General features: G+C 64.7%; 10 protein-coding genes. 7 read left to right on the top strand and 3 right to left on the bottom strand.

The window, feature by feature from the left end; translation table 11 throughout:
* The first annotated feature begins 348 nt into the window (after nt 1-348).
* The 4 genes from G3446_RS12390 to G3446_RS12375 all read left to right on the top strand — a co-directional run bounded on the left by G3446_RS12390 (nt 349) and on the right by G3446_RS12375 (nt 4848).
* A complete protein-coding gene (locus tag G3446_RS12390; protein WP_164453147.1) occupies nt 349-1446 on the top strand; it encodes a Re/Si-specific NAD(P)(+) transhydrogenase subunit alpha in 1098 nt (365 codons plus the stop codon).
* Nucleotides 1447-1542: 96 nt separating this feature from the next.
* Nucleotides 1543-1839: a proton-translocating transhydrogenase family protein gene (locus tag G3446_RS12385; RefSeq protein WP_164453146.1), complete on the top strand. Its 297-nt coding sequence runs from the start codon at nt 1543-1545 to the stop codon at nt 1837-1839.
* A 12-nt stretch (nt 1840-1851) separates the two neighbouring features.
* Nucleotides 1852-3252 (top strand): NAD(P)(+) transhydrogenase (Re/Si-specific) subunit beta, encoded by a 1401-nt coding sequence (locus G3446_RS12380; protein ID WP_164453145.1) that lies wholly within the window; start codon nt 1852-1854, stop codon nt 3250-3252.
* A 381-nt stretch (nt 3253-3633) separates the two neighbouring features.
* A complete protein-coding gene (locus tag G3446_RS12375; protein WP_164453144.1) occupies nt 3634-4848 on the top strand; it encodes an AI-2E family transporter in 1215 nt (404 codons plus the stop codon).
* A gap of 78 nt (nt 4849-4926) precedes the next feature.
* Here the strand turns inward: G3446_RS12375 and ppsA are convergent, their stop codons facing one another.
* Nucleotides 4927-7302 carry a phosphoenolpyruvate synthase gene (gene ppsA, locus G3446_RS12370; RefSeq protein ID WP_164453143.1) on the bottom strand — a complete coding sequence of 792 codons (2376 nt, stop codon included), beginning with the start codon at nt 7300-7302 and terminating at the stop codon, nt 4927-4929.
* Between the two features lie 520 nt (nt 7303-7822).
* Between ppsA and G3446_RS12365 the strand changes: the two genes are divergently transcribed.
* Together G3446_RS12365 and G3446_RS12360 are read left to right on the top strand one after the other, a co-directional pair.
* Entirely contained in the window at nt 7823-9151 is a 1329-nt protein-coding gene (locus G3446_RS12365; protein WP_164453142.1) for a hypothetical protein, read from the top strand.
* Nucleotides 9152-9354: 203 nt separating this feature from the next.
* Complete coding sequence (locus tag G3446_RS12360; protein ID WP_164453141.1) at nt 9355-10884, top strand: bifunctional metallophosphatase/5'-nucleotidase; 1530 nt, start codon at nt 9355-9357, stop codon at nt 10882-10884.
* Here G3446_RS12360 and G3446_RS12355 read toward each other — a convergent pair.
* Both G3446_RS12355 and G3446_RS12350 read right to left on the bottom strand, forming a co-directional pair.
* On the bottom strand, nt 10870-11967 hold the full coding sequence (locus G3446_RS12355; RefSeq protein ID WP_164453140.1) for an esterase/lipase family protein: 1098 nt from the start codon (nt 11965-11967) through the stop codon (nt 10870-10872). The genes G3446_RS12360 and G3446_RS12355 overlap by 15 nt on opposite strands.
* Before the next feature lie 103 nt (nt 11968-12070).
* Nucleotides 12071-12589: a DUF7931 domain-containing protein gene (locus G3446_RS12350; protein ID WP_164453139.1), complete on the bottom strand. Its 519-nt coding sequence runs from the start codon at nt 12587-12589 to the stop codon at nt 12071-12073.
* Between the two features lie 513 nt (nt 12590-13102).
* Here G3446_RS12350 and G3446_RS12345 point away from each other — a divergent pair.
* The gene (locus tag G3446_RS12345; RefSeq protein ID WP_164453138.1) at nt 13103-13672 is read left to right on the top strand and encodes an OmpA family protein; all 570 of its coding nucleotides are present in this window, start codon (nt 13103-13105) and stop codon (nt 13670-13672) included.
* Nucleotides 13673-14002: the final 330 nt, after the last annotated feature.

Raw genomic sequence — 14002 nt, 5'->3', positions numbered from 1 at the left:
CGAGCGGGCGTCACAATCAGGCTAGGCGGAGCGACTCCCTTGGCTCCAGGTCCCTAAGGTGATTTCCTGAAATGATCCTACCCAGAGCAGCGCCTCCAGTAGGATGGGCAAAGCCCCTGGCAGGCCGGCGCGCATGGGGAAGACGTTTGTGGGGCGTGCCCACCCAGGTCGCTCAGGCGCCTGGACGATGGGCACGCTGCGCTTTGCCCATCCTACGGGGAATCTGTTTCCCGGAAATCACCCAAGGAGTATTTGCCTAGCAGGTTGCCATCATCAAGGCAGCCAATGATAATGCGCGGATTTTGCCGCCTAGGGGCGGGAGCATCCAAGCACGGGGCGAAGCTCAGTATGAAGATCGGAATTCCTTTGGAGACGCGCCCAGGCGAGACGCGCGTCGCTTCGACGCCGGACGTCGTCAAGAAGCTGGCCGGCAAGGGGCTCGAGGTCCTCGTCGAATCCGGGGCCGGCGCCCGCGCCGGCTATCCGGACGGCGACTATGAGCAGGCCGGTGCCCAGCTGACGGATCGCGCCGGCGCCTATGATGTCGACCTGCTGCTGAAGGTCCGCCGGCCGGATTCCGCGGATGTCGAGGCCATGCGTCCAGACGGCATCTACCTGGGCTTGCTCGAGTCCTGCGGGGATGACGATCTGGTGCCGTCCATGCTCGCGAAGGGGATGCGCGTGCTCGCGCTGGAGCGCATGCCGCGGACCTCGCGCGCGCAGTCGATGGATGTGCTGTCCTCCCAGAGCAACATCGGCGGCTATCGGGCGACGCTGGAGGCGGCGGCCCGCTACGGTAGATTCTTTCCCATGATGATGACCTCGGCCGGCTCGGCGAAGCCGGCCCGTGTCGTCGTACTGGGCGCTGGCGTGGCTGGTCTGCAGGCCATTGCCACGGCGCGTCGTCTGGGCGCCGACGTTTACGCCTATGACGTCCGGCCGGAGACGCGCGAGCAGATCCTGTCGCTTGGCGCCAAGCCCATCGATCTCGACCTGGGCGAGAGCGGCGCGGGGGAGGGCGGCTATGCCAAGGAGCTCTCGGAGGAGGCCAAGGCGCGCCAGCAGGCAGCGCTCGGCGATGAGCTTGCCAAGGCGCATGTCATCGTCACCACGGCGCTCATCCCATGCCGGCCGGCACCCGTGCTGGTGACCGAGGCGGTCGTTCAGCGGATGCGGCCGGGCTCCGTGATCGTCGATCTGGCCGCGGCCAGCGGCGGCAACTGCCCGCTCACCGTCGCGGACGAGATCGTCGAGCGCCACGGCGTGACCATCGTCGGGCTGACCAACTATCCGGCGCTGGTCCCGGCGGACGCGAGCGCCTTCTATGCCCGCAATCTGCTCAACCTCATCGAGATCATGATCGCTTCCGGCGAGTCTGGTCCCGAGCTCAAGGATTTGGAGGCGGACGAGATCACCGCGGCCATGCTCATGCGTCCCGCGGGCTGATCGCCTCCTTCGTTACAAGACACAAGCAGCGCCCGCGATCGGCCGTCAAGGCAAGGCACGCGGCGCGCACAAGCTACGCATTCAGGAGCTAAGCACATGCCCGAGGCACTCGATCCCTCGCTCGTCGCCTTATACGTCTTCGTCCTCGCCTGTTTCATCGGCTACTGGGTGATTTGGGGGGTCACGCCTTCGCTGCACACCCCCTTGGTCGCTCTGACCAATGCCATTTCCGGCATCGTGCTGGTCGGCGCCATGCTGGTCGCGGGCGATCCCGAGGCCGGGGTCTTGGTTCAGCTCATCGGCTTCCTGGCCGTGCTGCTGGCCTCCATCAATGTCTTCGGTGGCTTCCTGGTGACGCACCGAATGCTCTCGATGTTCAAGAAAAAGAAGTAAGGACGGCTCGCGATGGATTTCTCAGTCAATCAACAGGCGCTGGCCTATCTGGCCTCCGCCGTCCTCTTCATTCTCGGTCTCAAGGGACTGACCCATCCCGCGACGGCGCGGCGCGGCAACCTCTACGGCATGCTCGGCATGCTGATTGCAGTGGTTGCGACCTTGCTGGGCCGCGAGGTGCAGTCCTACGGCTTCATCATTGCGGGACTCGCCGGCGGCGCTGTGATCGGCAGCATCGTGGCAATGCGGATTCAGATGACCGCCATGCCGCAGCTGGTCGCGGCCTTGCACAGCTTCGTGGGTCTCGCGGCCGTGCTGGTCGGCATCGGTACCTTTTTCCACAAAGCGTCCGCCGGACTGCTCAATCCCGTGCTCATGGGCGAGATCTCGGCCGGCGTGGTCATCGGCGCCATCACCTTCACGGGCTCAGTGATCGCCTTCGGCAAGCTGCAGGGGCTGCTGAGCGGCGCGCCGGTCAAGTTCACCGGCCAGCACCTGCTGAACGCCCTCATTGGCCTGGCGACCATCGCGCTGGCCGTGCATTTCGCCATGACGGGCAGCCTGTGGTCGCTCTTCCTCATGACCATCCTGGCGCTGGTCATCGGCGTGACCCTGATCATCCCGATCGGCGGTGCGGACATGCCCGTCATCATCTCCATGCTCAACAGCTACTCGGGCTGGGCGGCGGCGGCGACGGGGTTCACCCTGCACAACAACCTGCTCATCATCGTGGGTGCGCTGGTCGGCTGCTCGGGCGCCATCCTCTCCTTCATCATGTGCAAGGCGATGAACCGCTCCATCATCAACGTGGTCTTCGGCGGCTTCGGATCGGACGGCGGCTCGGCGGACAGCGCGGGCGCTCAGGCGGCGGAGAAGGGCGTCAAGTCGGCGGCTGTCGAAGATGCCGTCTACTGGATGGAGGACGCCGGCAAGGTCATCATCGTGCCCGGCTACGGCATGGCCGTCGCCCAGGCGCAGCATGCCCTCAAGGAGATGATGGAGCTGCTCAACGCGCGCGGCGTGGAGGTCAAGTTCGCCATCCACCCCGTCGCTGGGCGCATGCCTGGCCACATGAACGTGCTGCTCGCCGAGGCGGATATTCCCTATGATCAGGTGCTGGAGATGGACGAGATCAATTCGGAGTTCCCAGGCACCGACGTGGTCTTGGTCGTCGGCGCGAACGACGTGGTCAATCCAGCCGCGAAGGAAGATCCGACCAGTCCGATCTACGGCATGCCCATCCTAGAAGCGGGCAAGGCCCGCCAGGTCTACTTCCTCAAGCGCTCGATGCGGCCTGGCTACTCTGGCGTGGACAACCTGCTCTTCTACCAAGACAACACCTACCTGGTGTTCGGTGACGCCAAGGACACCATCGAGGGCATGAACACCGCGCTCAAGGGTGGTGGGCACTGATTCGGGGCGTCCATAAGAGGATACGCCCTCGCAGCACCGCTCCTGCGGTGCTGCGGCTTGCCGAGGGCTCGCGCCGGCAAGCCATCCCTCACCCCGAAAAGACCAGTTGAACCACAAAGGGCACAAAGAGCACAAAGAGCGCAAAGGATTTCAACACCTTGTCTGCGAAGCCATGCTCACCCAGAGGGTGAAGCGACGTGGCAATCCAAGCCTCTGTTTTTCTTCGTGTCCTTCGTGTCCTTCGTGTCCTTCGTGCCTTTGCGGTTCTAATCGCCGAATCTAGGTGCACCTGCTGTCCGCTGGCGGCAGCCTCCCCGCTTTGAGATACACTCCCGGTCATCGTGCTGAGTCGGTCGAGGAGTGTGGATCTCTATGTCGAACATGAGCCAAGACACCGTGAACAAGGTCGTCGTCCTGGTGATGACGCTCGGGATCTCGGCGCTCTTTCTCGCCATGATCCAGCAGTTCCTCATGGCGCTCTTTCTTGCCGGACTCTTCAGCGCCTTGGCGCGGCCGCTCTTCGTCCGGCTGCGGCGCGCGCTGGGCTGCAACAAGCATCTGGCCTCACTGCTGACCCTCTTGATCATGGCCTTCGTCGTGCTTCTCCCGACCGCCATGCTCATCGCGGTGCTCATCGGGCAGGCGCTCGATGTCAGCGAGCTGCTCTCTGTTTGGCTCAAGGGGGCGCTGCAGGACCCCGCCAGCCTCATGGCCCATCTGCAGCATCTGCCGTTCTACGACCAGGTGCTCGAGCATCGCGACCTCATCTTGCAGCAGGCGGGAGATGCGGCCAGCTTGCTGAGTAAGGTCATCGTGGACTGGGTCTCGTCGGCGACACTCGGGACCTTCAATTTCATCTTCATGGCGTTCGTGCTGCTCTACAGCATGTACTTCCTGCAGATGGACGGTCCTCAGCTGATCGAGCGCATCCTCTACTACCTGCCGCTGAAGACGAGCGACGAGCGCCTGATGCTCGAGAAGTTCACTTCGGTGACGCGGGCGACCCTCAAGGGCTCGCTGCTCATCGGGCTTCTCCAGGGCACCTTGGCGGGGATCGCCTTCGCGGTCGCCGGGATCGACAACTCGGTGTTCTGGGGCACGGTGATGGCCGTTCTGTCGGTGATCCCCAACGTCGGTGCGGCGCTGGTCTGGATTCCGGCGGTCATCATCCTCATCGCCCAAGGCAATGTCTTTACCGGAGTCGCGCTAGGGGCGTTCTGCGGTCTGGTGGTGGGCAGTCTGGACAATGTCCTGCGCCCGATCCTGGTGGGTAAGGACACTAAGATGCACGAGCTGATGATCTTCTTCAGCACCCTGGGCGGCATCTTCATGTTCGGTCTGGCGGGACTCTTCATCGGTCCGCTGATCGCCTCGCTGCTGATCTCCATCTGGGAGATCTATGGGGTCGAGTTCGCGGATGTGCTGCCCGAGGTGGACTCCATGCTCGAAGACTTTGGCGAGGAGCACCATCTGGCAGACGTCTGCGAGACGGCTGAGGCGTCAGAGAAAGAGGAGCCTGAATCGGCTGACGAGGGCGTGAAACCCTCCGAGGAGGAGGTTGAGAAGGCGGGGCGTTCGCCCGAAGGGCACGCTTGATCCTCGGCGCTAGCAAGCCCAGCCAGCCGCCAGCGGCTTGCACCGCTGGCGGCTGAAAGCCGGAAGCTGGTAGCTCCCTTAGAGCGTCTTCGCCTGCTCGGCCAGATAGAGCCAGGTGTCGATGACGGTGTCGGGGTTTAGCGAGATGCTGCTGATGCCCTGCTTGAGCAGCCAGTCGGCCAGGTCCTTGTGGTCCGAGGGGCCCTGGCCGCAGATGCCGACGTATTTGTCCTGAGCACGGCAGGCCGAGATGGCCATGGAGAGCATCTTCTTGACCGCCGGGTCGCGCTCGTCGAAGTACTCGGCGACCAGGCTGGAGTCGCGGTCCAGGCCGAGCGTGAGCTGGGTCATGTCGTTGGAGCCGATGGAGAAGCCATCGAAGTACTCCAGGAACTCTTCGGCCAGCACGGCGTTGGAGGGCAGCTCGCACATCATGATGAGTCGCAGGCCGTCCTTGCCGCGCTCCAGCCCCTGCTCGGCGAGTGCCTCGCTGACGGCTTTCGCCTGGCCGAGGGTGCGGACGAAGGGAATCATGATCTCGACATTGGTCAGGCCCATGTCGTTGCGCACCCGCTTCAGGGCCTCGCACTCCAGCTCGAAGCAGTCCTTGAAGCTCTCGGCGACATAGCGGCCGGCGCCGCGGAAGCCGATCATGGGGTTCTCTTCCTCGGGCTCGTAGCGCGGACCGCCGACGAGGTTGGCGTACTCGTTGGACTTGAAGTCCGACATGCGCACGATGACCGGATTGGGCGCGAAGGCGGCAGCTAGGGTCGAGATGCCCTCGGCCAGCTTGGCGACGTAGAACTCGCGTGGGCTTTCGTAGGCGGCGATGCGCGGCCTGATCTGATCCTTGAGGTCCTGCGGGAGCTGGTCGAATTCGAGCAGCGCTTTGGGGTGGATGCCGATCATGTTGTTGATGATGAACTCCAGGCGCGCCAGCCCGATGCCGCCGTTCGGCGTGGCCGCGAAGGCGAAGGCGCGGTCTGGGTTGCCGACGTTCATCATGATCTTGACCGGGATCTCGGGCATGGCCGCGAGCTCGACCGTCTTGTGATCGAACGCCAGCTTGCCGTCGTAGATGAAGCCGGTGTCGCCCTCAGCGCAGCTGACGGTGACCTCTTGACCATCCTTGACCACGTCGGTGGCGTTGTTACAGCCAACCACGGCCGGCACGCCCAGCTCGCGGGCGATGATGGCGGCGTGACAGGTGCGTCCGCCACGATTGGTCACGATGGCGGCGGCGCGCTTCATCACCGGCTCCCAGTCGGGGTCCGTCATGTCGGTGATGAGAACGTCCCCCGGCTCGACGCGGTGCATGTCGGCGATGCTCGAGACGATTTTGGCCGTCCCAGCGCCGATGCGGCCGCCGATGCTGCGTCCGGTGGTCAGGATTGGCCCCTTCTCGCGCAGGGCGTAGCGCTCGATGACGCTGCCCGAGCGACTCTGGACGGTCTCCGGGCGCGCCTGCACGACGTAGAGCTTGCCGTCCATGCCGTCTTTGGCCCATTCGATGTCCATGGGGCGGCCATAGTGCTTCTCGATCAGCAATGCCTGCTTGGCGAGCGCCTCGACCTCGTCGTCGGTGATGCTGAAGCGCGGGCGCATCTCCTCGGGGACAGGCTCGGTGCGGACGTGCGCGTCGTGCTCCGGATCGCTGTAGACCATGCGGATGGCCTTGTCGCCGACGGTGCGGCGCAGGACGGCGGGGCGGCCGGCGGCGAGCGTCGGCTTGTGGACGTAGAACTCGTCCGGATTGACCGCGCCCTGGACGACCATCTCGCCGAGGCCGTAGCTCGCGGTGACGAAGACGGCATCGCGGAAGCCGGACTCTGTGTCCAGGGTGAACATGACGCCCGAGGCGGCGAGGTCGGAGCGCACCATGCGCTGAATGCCGGCGGACAGGGCGACGTTGCGGTGCTCGAAGCCCTGATGGACGCGATAGGAGATGGCGCGGTCGTTGAAGAGCGACGCGAAGACTTCCTTGATACGGTGCTTGATGCTGTCGAGCCCGTGGACGTTGAGGAAGGTCTCCTGCTGCCCGGCGAAGGAGGCATCCGGCAGGTCCTCCGCGGTGGCGGAGGAGCGCACCGCCCAGGAGACGTCGTCCGTGCCGGCCTCGTCGGTCAGGCGGGCATAGGCGGTGTCGATCGCCGCTTCGAGCGCGGGCGGGAAGGGCTGCTCCATGACCCAGCCACGAATACGGGGACCCGCCTCTGCCAATGCGGCGACGTCGTCCACATCCAGCTCGTCGAGGACGGTCTGGATGCGCTCGTCCAGCCCGTCGCGGGCCAGGAACTCGCGGTAGGCGTCGGCAGTGGTGGCGAAACCGCCGGGAACGCGGACCCCGAGGTGGGTGAGGTTCTGGATCATCTCGCCCAAGGAGGCGTTCTTGCCGCCAACAACGGGCACGTCGTCCATACCGAGGTCGCTGAGCCAGCGGACGTAGTCGGTCATCGTATGCGTTCTCCAATCTTTAGATATACGAGCTTTGGCGGCACTCGACCGGATGCCGGGAAGAGGATGCTTCGCGGGGGCGATTCGGCAGAGGCTCGGCGCGGGATCTTTCGTTGGGCGGCTTGCGAGTGAGATCTTCAGTTGCGAAAGCCGCAGAACAATCGCGAAAATATAACCTACTCGCAACCTTAGCGTCCCGAGAGGGAATCAATGTTCAGGATTAAGTAGCCCGTGATGGCGTAGGGAGATTTGCTTCAGGTGGCTCGCTGGTGACCAACGTCGTCGCTGATGGGCGGGCTGGTCAGGAGTCAGCTCGGGACATTTCGATGGTGGTGCGTCAACCGCTCCGAGATCACCACCGTCTCGGCGGGTCCCTGGGGCGATCCGCAGCCCTGCGATCTGCCATATCCCCTACGAAACTTGAACCTATGCGCCTTCTCAGGCAGCCTAGATGGGCTTTGCCGACAAAAAAGTTCTTCGAACGACGAGTAGAATTTTCGAACTTAAGAGGATTTACCTAATGAATGAGCTCGTGCCCGGTCTCGCAAGCCTGCGGGCGACGCTGGAGTCCGGCGATTCAAGCAAGCTGATCGTTGGTGGCGTGGGCGCTTTGGTGGTCGCGGGGGCCATCTACATCACCACGCATGAGGCATTGTTCGCCAATCCGAAACCGCTCGCTCCGAGCAAGGTGGCGGCCAATACTGCACCGATCGGCGAGGTCGCCCTTGCGAAGCCGCCTGCGCCTCCGGCCGAGCCGGCGACGGCAAAGACCGAGGCGCCGGCCGCTGACACTGGTGCGGAGGCTGCCACTGCGGAGACTGGCGCGGAAGCCCCAGCGGCCGCGTCCGAGGCGGCTACGGAGGCCGCCGCGAGTGCCGAGGCCAAGCCGGAAGAGACGGCTGCCGCGCCAGCCAAGGCTTCGAGCGCCAAGCCGATGGTCATCAACCAGCCTGGCCTCGAGCACTTCGCGCCCCTGCCCTCGACCGGCCGCTCCGGTACTGCGGAGGCCGAGGCGCCCGCGGAAGCCCCTGCGGCGGACACTGCTGCGGCTGAGCCGGCGGCTCCCGCCGAGGCACCAGCCGAAGCGGCTCCGGCTGAAGAGGTCGCCGCCGAAGCCCCGGCCGAGGAGACGCCTGCTGCCGAAGCCGAGGCCGCAGCAGAGCCAGTCGAGGCGAGCGCGCCTGCCGAGGAGACGGCCTCGGAGGAAGCAGCTCCAGTGGAAGCTGCACCGGCGGAAGCCGCTGAGGCCGCGTCGAGCGAGGAGGCTGCAGCCGAGGTGGCTTCGGAGGAAGCGCCTGCCGCTGAAGCCGAGGCTGCCGCAGAGCCGGCTGCGCAGGCTGAAGAGGCAGCTGCGGAAGAAGCAGTGCCAGCGGAAGAAGCCGCGCCTGTCGAAGCCGAAGCCGCTGCCCCGGCTGAGGAAGCCACCGACACAGCGGAGTCGACGGAAGCCGAGGCCGCTCCTGCTTCCGAGGAGGCGGCTGCAGAGCCTGAGGCGCCAGCGGCCGCGGCTGAAGAGGCAGCAGCTCCGGTGGAGGCCGAGGCTCCGGCTGAAGAGGCAGCAGCTCCGGTGGAGGCCGAGGCTCCGGCTGAAGAGGCAGCAGCTCCGGTGGAGGCCGAGGCTCCGGCTGAAGAGGCAGCAGCTCCGGTGGAGGCCGAGGCTCCGGCTGAAGAGGCAGCAGCTCCGGTGGAGGCCGAGGCTCCGGCTGAAGAGGCAGCAGCTCCGGTGGAGGCCGAGGCTCCGGCCGAAGAGGCAGCAGCTCCGATGGAGGCCGAGGCTCCGGCGGAAGAGGCTCCTGCACCCGTCAAGCCTCCGATGCCGGCGTGGATGCTTCACATGGGGCCGCGCTAAGGGCGTGCCTCGCGGGTGGCGTGGAGCCGATCGACTCGGCTCCGCGCCCAAGCGCTCTCTCCCTCCGGGAAACGCTCCCCCGATGCCCGTCGCAAGGGGGAGCGTGTCCCCGCCGGGGCAAGGATGCCTCGTCACCGCCTTCGATATCCACTGGCGAGTGGCTTCCTCCGCTCGCAGCCGTCGAGCTGCTTAGGAGACTCTCCATGGCTCGCTCAATGCCGATCCGCAGCTGGCTGCTAGGGCTGCTCCTCGTCCTCGGGTGCGAAGCAGCCGCACAGGCCGTTTGCGACGTCGACGACAAGGTCAGGCTGCTTCACTTCAATGACCTGCATGGTCAGCTCGCACCGCTTTCCAGCCCGGGCGAGGATCCTCCGGGTGGTCTCGCCCGGTTGGCGACCCTGGTCTCCGAGGCGCGCTCGGAGGTGCCTGGGCAGCGGACTCTGCTGCTCTTCGCGGGCGATCTCCTGCAGGGCTCGCTGAGCTCGAGCCTCTTCATGGGGCATCCCGACCTCGTTCTACTCGAGCGCATTGGCGTCGATGCCGCCGTGGTCGGCAATCACGAATTCGACTTCGGTCAGGAGAACTTTCGCGCCTTGGCGCAAGCGTCGCGCTTTCCGTTCCTGAGCGCGAATCTTCAGGCCCAGCCGGAGCCTCTGCCGGTTCGGCCGAGTCTCGTCATCCGCGGATCGGGCGGGCCGACGATCGCCATCCTGGGGCTGACGACATCTGAGCTGTTGACGACGACGCACCCTCGAAACACCAAGGGCATCCAGGTCGCGGATCCTATCGAGGTCGCGCGTGCCTTGGTGCCGCAGCTGCGCGCCCGCGCCGATCTGGTCGTCGTCCTCTCTCACCTTGGCCTCGCCGCGGACCGGCGTCTCGCCGGCGCGGTCGAAGGCATCGATGTGATCGTTGGCGGGCATGATCACCATGTGCTCCAACCGCCCGTGATCGAGTCCGGCACCCTGATCGTCCAGGGCGGCTCGCGGGGGCAATGGCTGGGGCGGCTGGAGATCGAGTGCGCCGCCGGGCGCTTGAAGCCGAAGGACTACCGGCTGATCCCTGTGTCCGCCGAGGTTGCAGAGGCCCCGGAGATCGCCGCCGAGGTCGCTCGTGTCGTGGCCGAAGCGGATAGGGGCATGGATGAAGTCATCGGCGACATCGCTGTGGACTTGAGTGCCGATCGCGGGCTGATTCGACGAGGAGAGGCCGTCTTTGGAGATTTCGTTGCCGATCTAGCACTTACCATCACTGACGCGGACGTCGCTCTGGTCAATGCCGGCAGCTTCAGGGCCAGCATTCCCAAGGGAGGGGTGACCCTCAAACAGGTGTACGAGGCCTTGCCATTCGGTAATGAGCTGGTGGTGGCCGAGCTTTCCGGGCAGCAGATTCGAGAGGCGCTCGCACGGAGCGCGGCGCTTGAGCCTCAAGACAACCCAGGCGGCTTCCTCCAGGTCTCTGGCCTGAGCTATGTCATCGCTGGAAATCGGCTGGACGCGGTGACCCTGTCGACCGGGGCATTGGATCCGAGCGAGCGCTACCGTGTCGTCATGCCTGACTTTCTCGCGTCGGGCGGCGACGGATACGCGATGCTGATGTCGCAAGAGGGGCGTGTCTCGACCGGCAGGCGGCTCGCCGATGTGGTCGTCGCGGCAATTCGCGCGGGCTCCGAGATCCCGGATCATCCCGACGGGAGGATTCTGCGCCGTACCGCGGCGTCAGTCGGACGATGAGCTTGGCCTTGCGGATGGCCGATTGCTCTGCCAGTCGCCCAGGATATCCAGGATCACGGGCACCGCGGGCGGCTCCGGATCCGAGGAAAGCAGGCGGGTCAGCATGCCACGGTGCGAGGCGCGAACCAGTGTCGGTGGCGGGGCATCGGGCAGCTCGAGCGAGGCGACCCTGACGACACCATCGCCGAGATCGTCGCCCAGGGTCCCCCACCAATCCGAGACTGTCTCTTCGAGTGCGTCGGAGCCCGTGTACTGAGAGATGGCTGCAAGGCTGGCAGTCATGTCCTGAGTCGGCTCCACGAGCATGCCTCCGATGAGGCGGATCGGGATGTCCTCCGGCCAGGCGCGGGCATTCAAGCGGCGCAGGAAATCGCTCTCCGGCCTGAGGTCGATCTTGGCTGCGCCCGTACCGTCGCGCAAGGCTGCCAGGAGCGAGAAGCGTCGGTCCTCGCTGCGGGCGAGATGCTCGCGCAGCTCCAGCCAGATCCGGAGGCGAGCCCATTCCGATCCGTGATTGGGCGTGCCGACGAGAATGACGCCACCAACCTTCGCGCCAGCGACGCGCGGCGCGGCAGCGACCGGATGTCGCCAGCCGGTGACGAAGTCGCGAATGACCAGGCCGCCCATGCTATGCCCGATGAGAATGATCGGGGAGTCGTCCGGTAGCTGCCCCCATAGCTCCGCGAGGTAGGCGGTGCTGCGATCGATTCCCTGATCGTTGGGATAACGCAGCTCCCAGACATCAGCGTGCTTGGCCCCTAACGCGGGGATGAGCGCATCCCAAATGGTGCCAGGCTCGTCCAGGCCATGAATCAGCAGAATGCGCCATTGCGTCGGTGGCTGGCCGCTCGATGGGTGCTTGAGCCCATACCAGCCATCGCTGGTGGGGGACATCGCGTCTGGCAGCCATGTCTCGAGCTGGTCCTGTACCAGCGTTCTCAAGGCGCGCTCCTCGCGCGGATGGTCCTCGGCCCACCAGGTCCAGCCGGACACGCTGCCGACGACCAGAATCAGCAAGAGGGCGGCGGGCCTCAGCCAGCGCCGCCTTTTCTTTTTTCCGTGATCTGGCGCTGTCGGGCTCATTGGCGCGGTCCTGCGCCGGCTGGCGGCTTTGGGGTCAGGGTGTCATTCGCGCTCGATCCTGGATGCGCGGCAGTGCGGAGCGCACGCGTCTTGTCCGGCTTACTCATATGAAGAGGCGCCTGAGCTCGGCGTCGGGGGTGCCGCGCTCCCACAGCTCGTTGAAGGCGACCCTGAGCTGGCGCGCTTCCAAAGGGTTGCTGAAATCAGCCACTGCCTCCATGGTGTCTGCCAGCCGACGCCTCACATAGCCACGCTCGTCCGCGACGAGGAACGCATCCAGCCGATCTCGATCGTCGTCATCGACGCGGCGGATCGCGATTCGCGAGGTGAGGTGGCGCGCCAGATCGACCAGCCGATGACCGGACTCGGCCGCCTCGCGCGGATCGAAGAGAAGGATGCGCGTCGACAGGGCGGGGCGGGCAAGCGCCAGCCGTCGCACGGCCTCGATGAAGGGCTGCTGATCGTAGAGCCTGGACTCGAGGGTGCGTCCGAAGATCAGGAGCTCTCGTCTCGCCTGGCTCGCCATGAGGGTACTGAAGTCGCGGATCGCGGCAATCCGGTCGAGCGCGATGGGACCCTTGGACACGCCGAGCTGAAGGTCTTCGTCGTCGGGTGGATGCATTGGCTTGGGTGGAGGCGTTAAGTCGAGTGGATGTATCGAGTCGGGTGGATGTACCGAGCCCAGTGGGTGTATCGATCAGCCTCGCCGATTGTGCTCGCGCCGGATCTCTCCTCAGACGCTCTACAGAGTTGGTCGCAGCCTGTCACGGCGGCTCAGGCCGCTTTTTGTGGTTTTTTTGTAACGGCAAAGGCGGGGACGATGCTTGTCATTCGGGGCTAACTAGCCTGTAGCACTGAAAAAAGCCGTGACTTTGTCAATGGCGTTGTAAATATGTTGCGGAGACCGAAAAAAGTTGCACTTTTGCTGTTCTTGTAGGCTAAAATGTCTGTGTCAAACGAGCGGCCCTGGTTACGCCGTCAGTGCTCCGATAATTTCGCCAGTGAGATTCGCGAGGCGGAACCGCGGCGTTAGCAGAAATGATCACGACGTGTTGCTTTTTACCGACGTCTACTTCAGCTTAACCCAAAGTCTCCGATTCGATCATCTCCACCCACCTGAACAGGAAACGAAAAGATGCGCAAACAACTGAAAATGAAAAGCCTCGCTTCGGTGGCGGCCACGTTCGCGGTCGCCACGCTCCTCTCTGCGCCTCTGGCCGCGACTGCGAGCGACTATATGATGGAGCACTTCTGGTCCGCTAAGCCCGAGGGCACCGCCTGGGTCACCAACTATGGCGAGTGCTGGCAGAGCCTGCACGGCCCGAACGACCTCGAGCCCTGCGTTCAGCCGGTCGTTCCTGCGGAGTTCACTGTCCGCCTGAACTTTGAGTTCGACAAGTACCGCATGGAGAACGTCGTCAACGATGGCGAGCTGGCCCGTCTCGACGACTACATCGCCAATGTCAATGCGACCCAGGCACGCGAGCAGATCTCGCTGAGCGGTCACACCGACGCGAAGGGCTCCGAGGCCTACAATTATCAGCTCGGTCTGCGTCGCGCCCAGGCGGTTCAAGACTACATGATCAGCCGCGGTATTCCTGCCGGGGATATCGTCTCCGTCGAGAGCCGTGGAGAGCTCGACATGCTGCCTGGAGTGGATATCTACTCTGTCGAGCAGCGTCGCGTAAAGATCCTCGCGCAATAAGACCACGCTGGCCCGCGGGCCGTGCCTAGCGGGCTGCCTGGAGCGCATCGCAAGCACTCCGAGCGGTCTGCTAGGCCGGGTGTCCCATCCCAAGTCAGGATGTTTGACCCCCACAATTCTCGATAACGAACAAGGGTTTGAGAAAGCCCGATCGGCTTCTTTGCCGGTCGTACCGAGTCCAATGAGCCTCGCCCCCCGACTGGGGCTCATGGTAAGGCCGATCACGCCTACGCGTGACCGGCCTTTTTTAATTGTCTAAAGGGGGCTCCCGGGCTCCGGACCTATGTGCCTAGAAGGTGCGCTCGGCCGCCAGGGACCCGCAGCTGTTCC

The organism is Thiorhodococcus minor, from assembly GCF_010820565.1.
Classification (GTDB): Bacteria; Pseudomonadota; Gammaproteobacteria; order Chromatiales; family Chromatiaceae; genus Thiorhodococcus; species Thiorhodococcus minor.
This window is presented reverse-complemented; position numbering and strand designations above follow the sequence as displayed.

What these genes read in the sequence shown, in the direction of transcription:
- G3446_RS12390 (WP_164453147.1), top strand. Translation starts at nt 349, where the DNA reads ATGAAGATCGGAATTCCTTTGGAGACGCGCCCAGGCGAGACGCGCGTC.
- G3446_RS12385 (WP_164453146.1), top strand. Translation starts at nt 1,543, where the DNA reads ATGCCCGAGGCACTCGATCCCTCGCTCGTCGCCTTATACGTCTTCGTC.
- G3446_RS12380 (WP_164453145.1), top strand. Translation starts at nt 1,852, where the DNA reads ATGGATTTCTCAGTCAATCAACAGGCGCTGGCCTATCTGGCCTCCGCC.
- G3446_RS12375 (WP_164453144.1), top strand. Translation starts at nt 3,634, where the DNA reads ATGAGCCAAGACACCGTGAACAAGGTCGTCGTCCTGGTGATGACGCTC.
- ppsA (WP_164453143.1), bottom strand. Translation starts at nt 7,302, where the DNA reads ATGACCGACTACGTCCGCTGGCTCAGCGACCTCGGTATGGACGACGTG.
- G3446_RS12365 (WP_164453142.1), top strand. Translation starts at nt 7,823, where the DNA reads ATGAATGAGCTCGTGCCCGGTCTCGCAAGCCTGCGGGCGACGCTGGAG.
- G3446_RS12360 (WP_164453141.1), top strand. Translation starts at nt 9,355, where the DNA reads ATGGCTCGCTCAATGCCGATCCGCAGCTGGCTGCTAGGGCTGCTCCTC.
- G3446_RS12355 (WP_164453140.1), bottom strand. Translation starts at nt 11,967, where the DNA reads ATGAGCCCGACAGCGCCAGATCACGGAAAAAAGAAAAGGCGGCGCTGG.
- G3446_RS12350 (WP_164453139.1), bottom strand. Translation starts at nt 12,589, where the DNA reads ATGCATCCACCCGACGACGAAGACCTTCAGCTCGGCGTGTCCAAGGGT.
- G3446_RS12345 (WP_164453138.1), top strand. Translation starts at nt 13,103, where the DNA reads ATGCGCAAACAACTGAAAATGAAAAGCCTCGCTTCGGTGGCGGCCACG.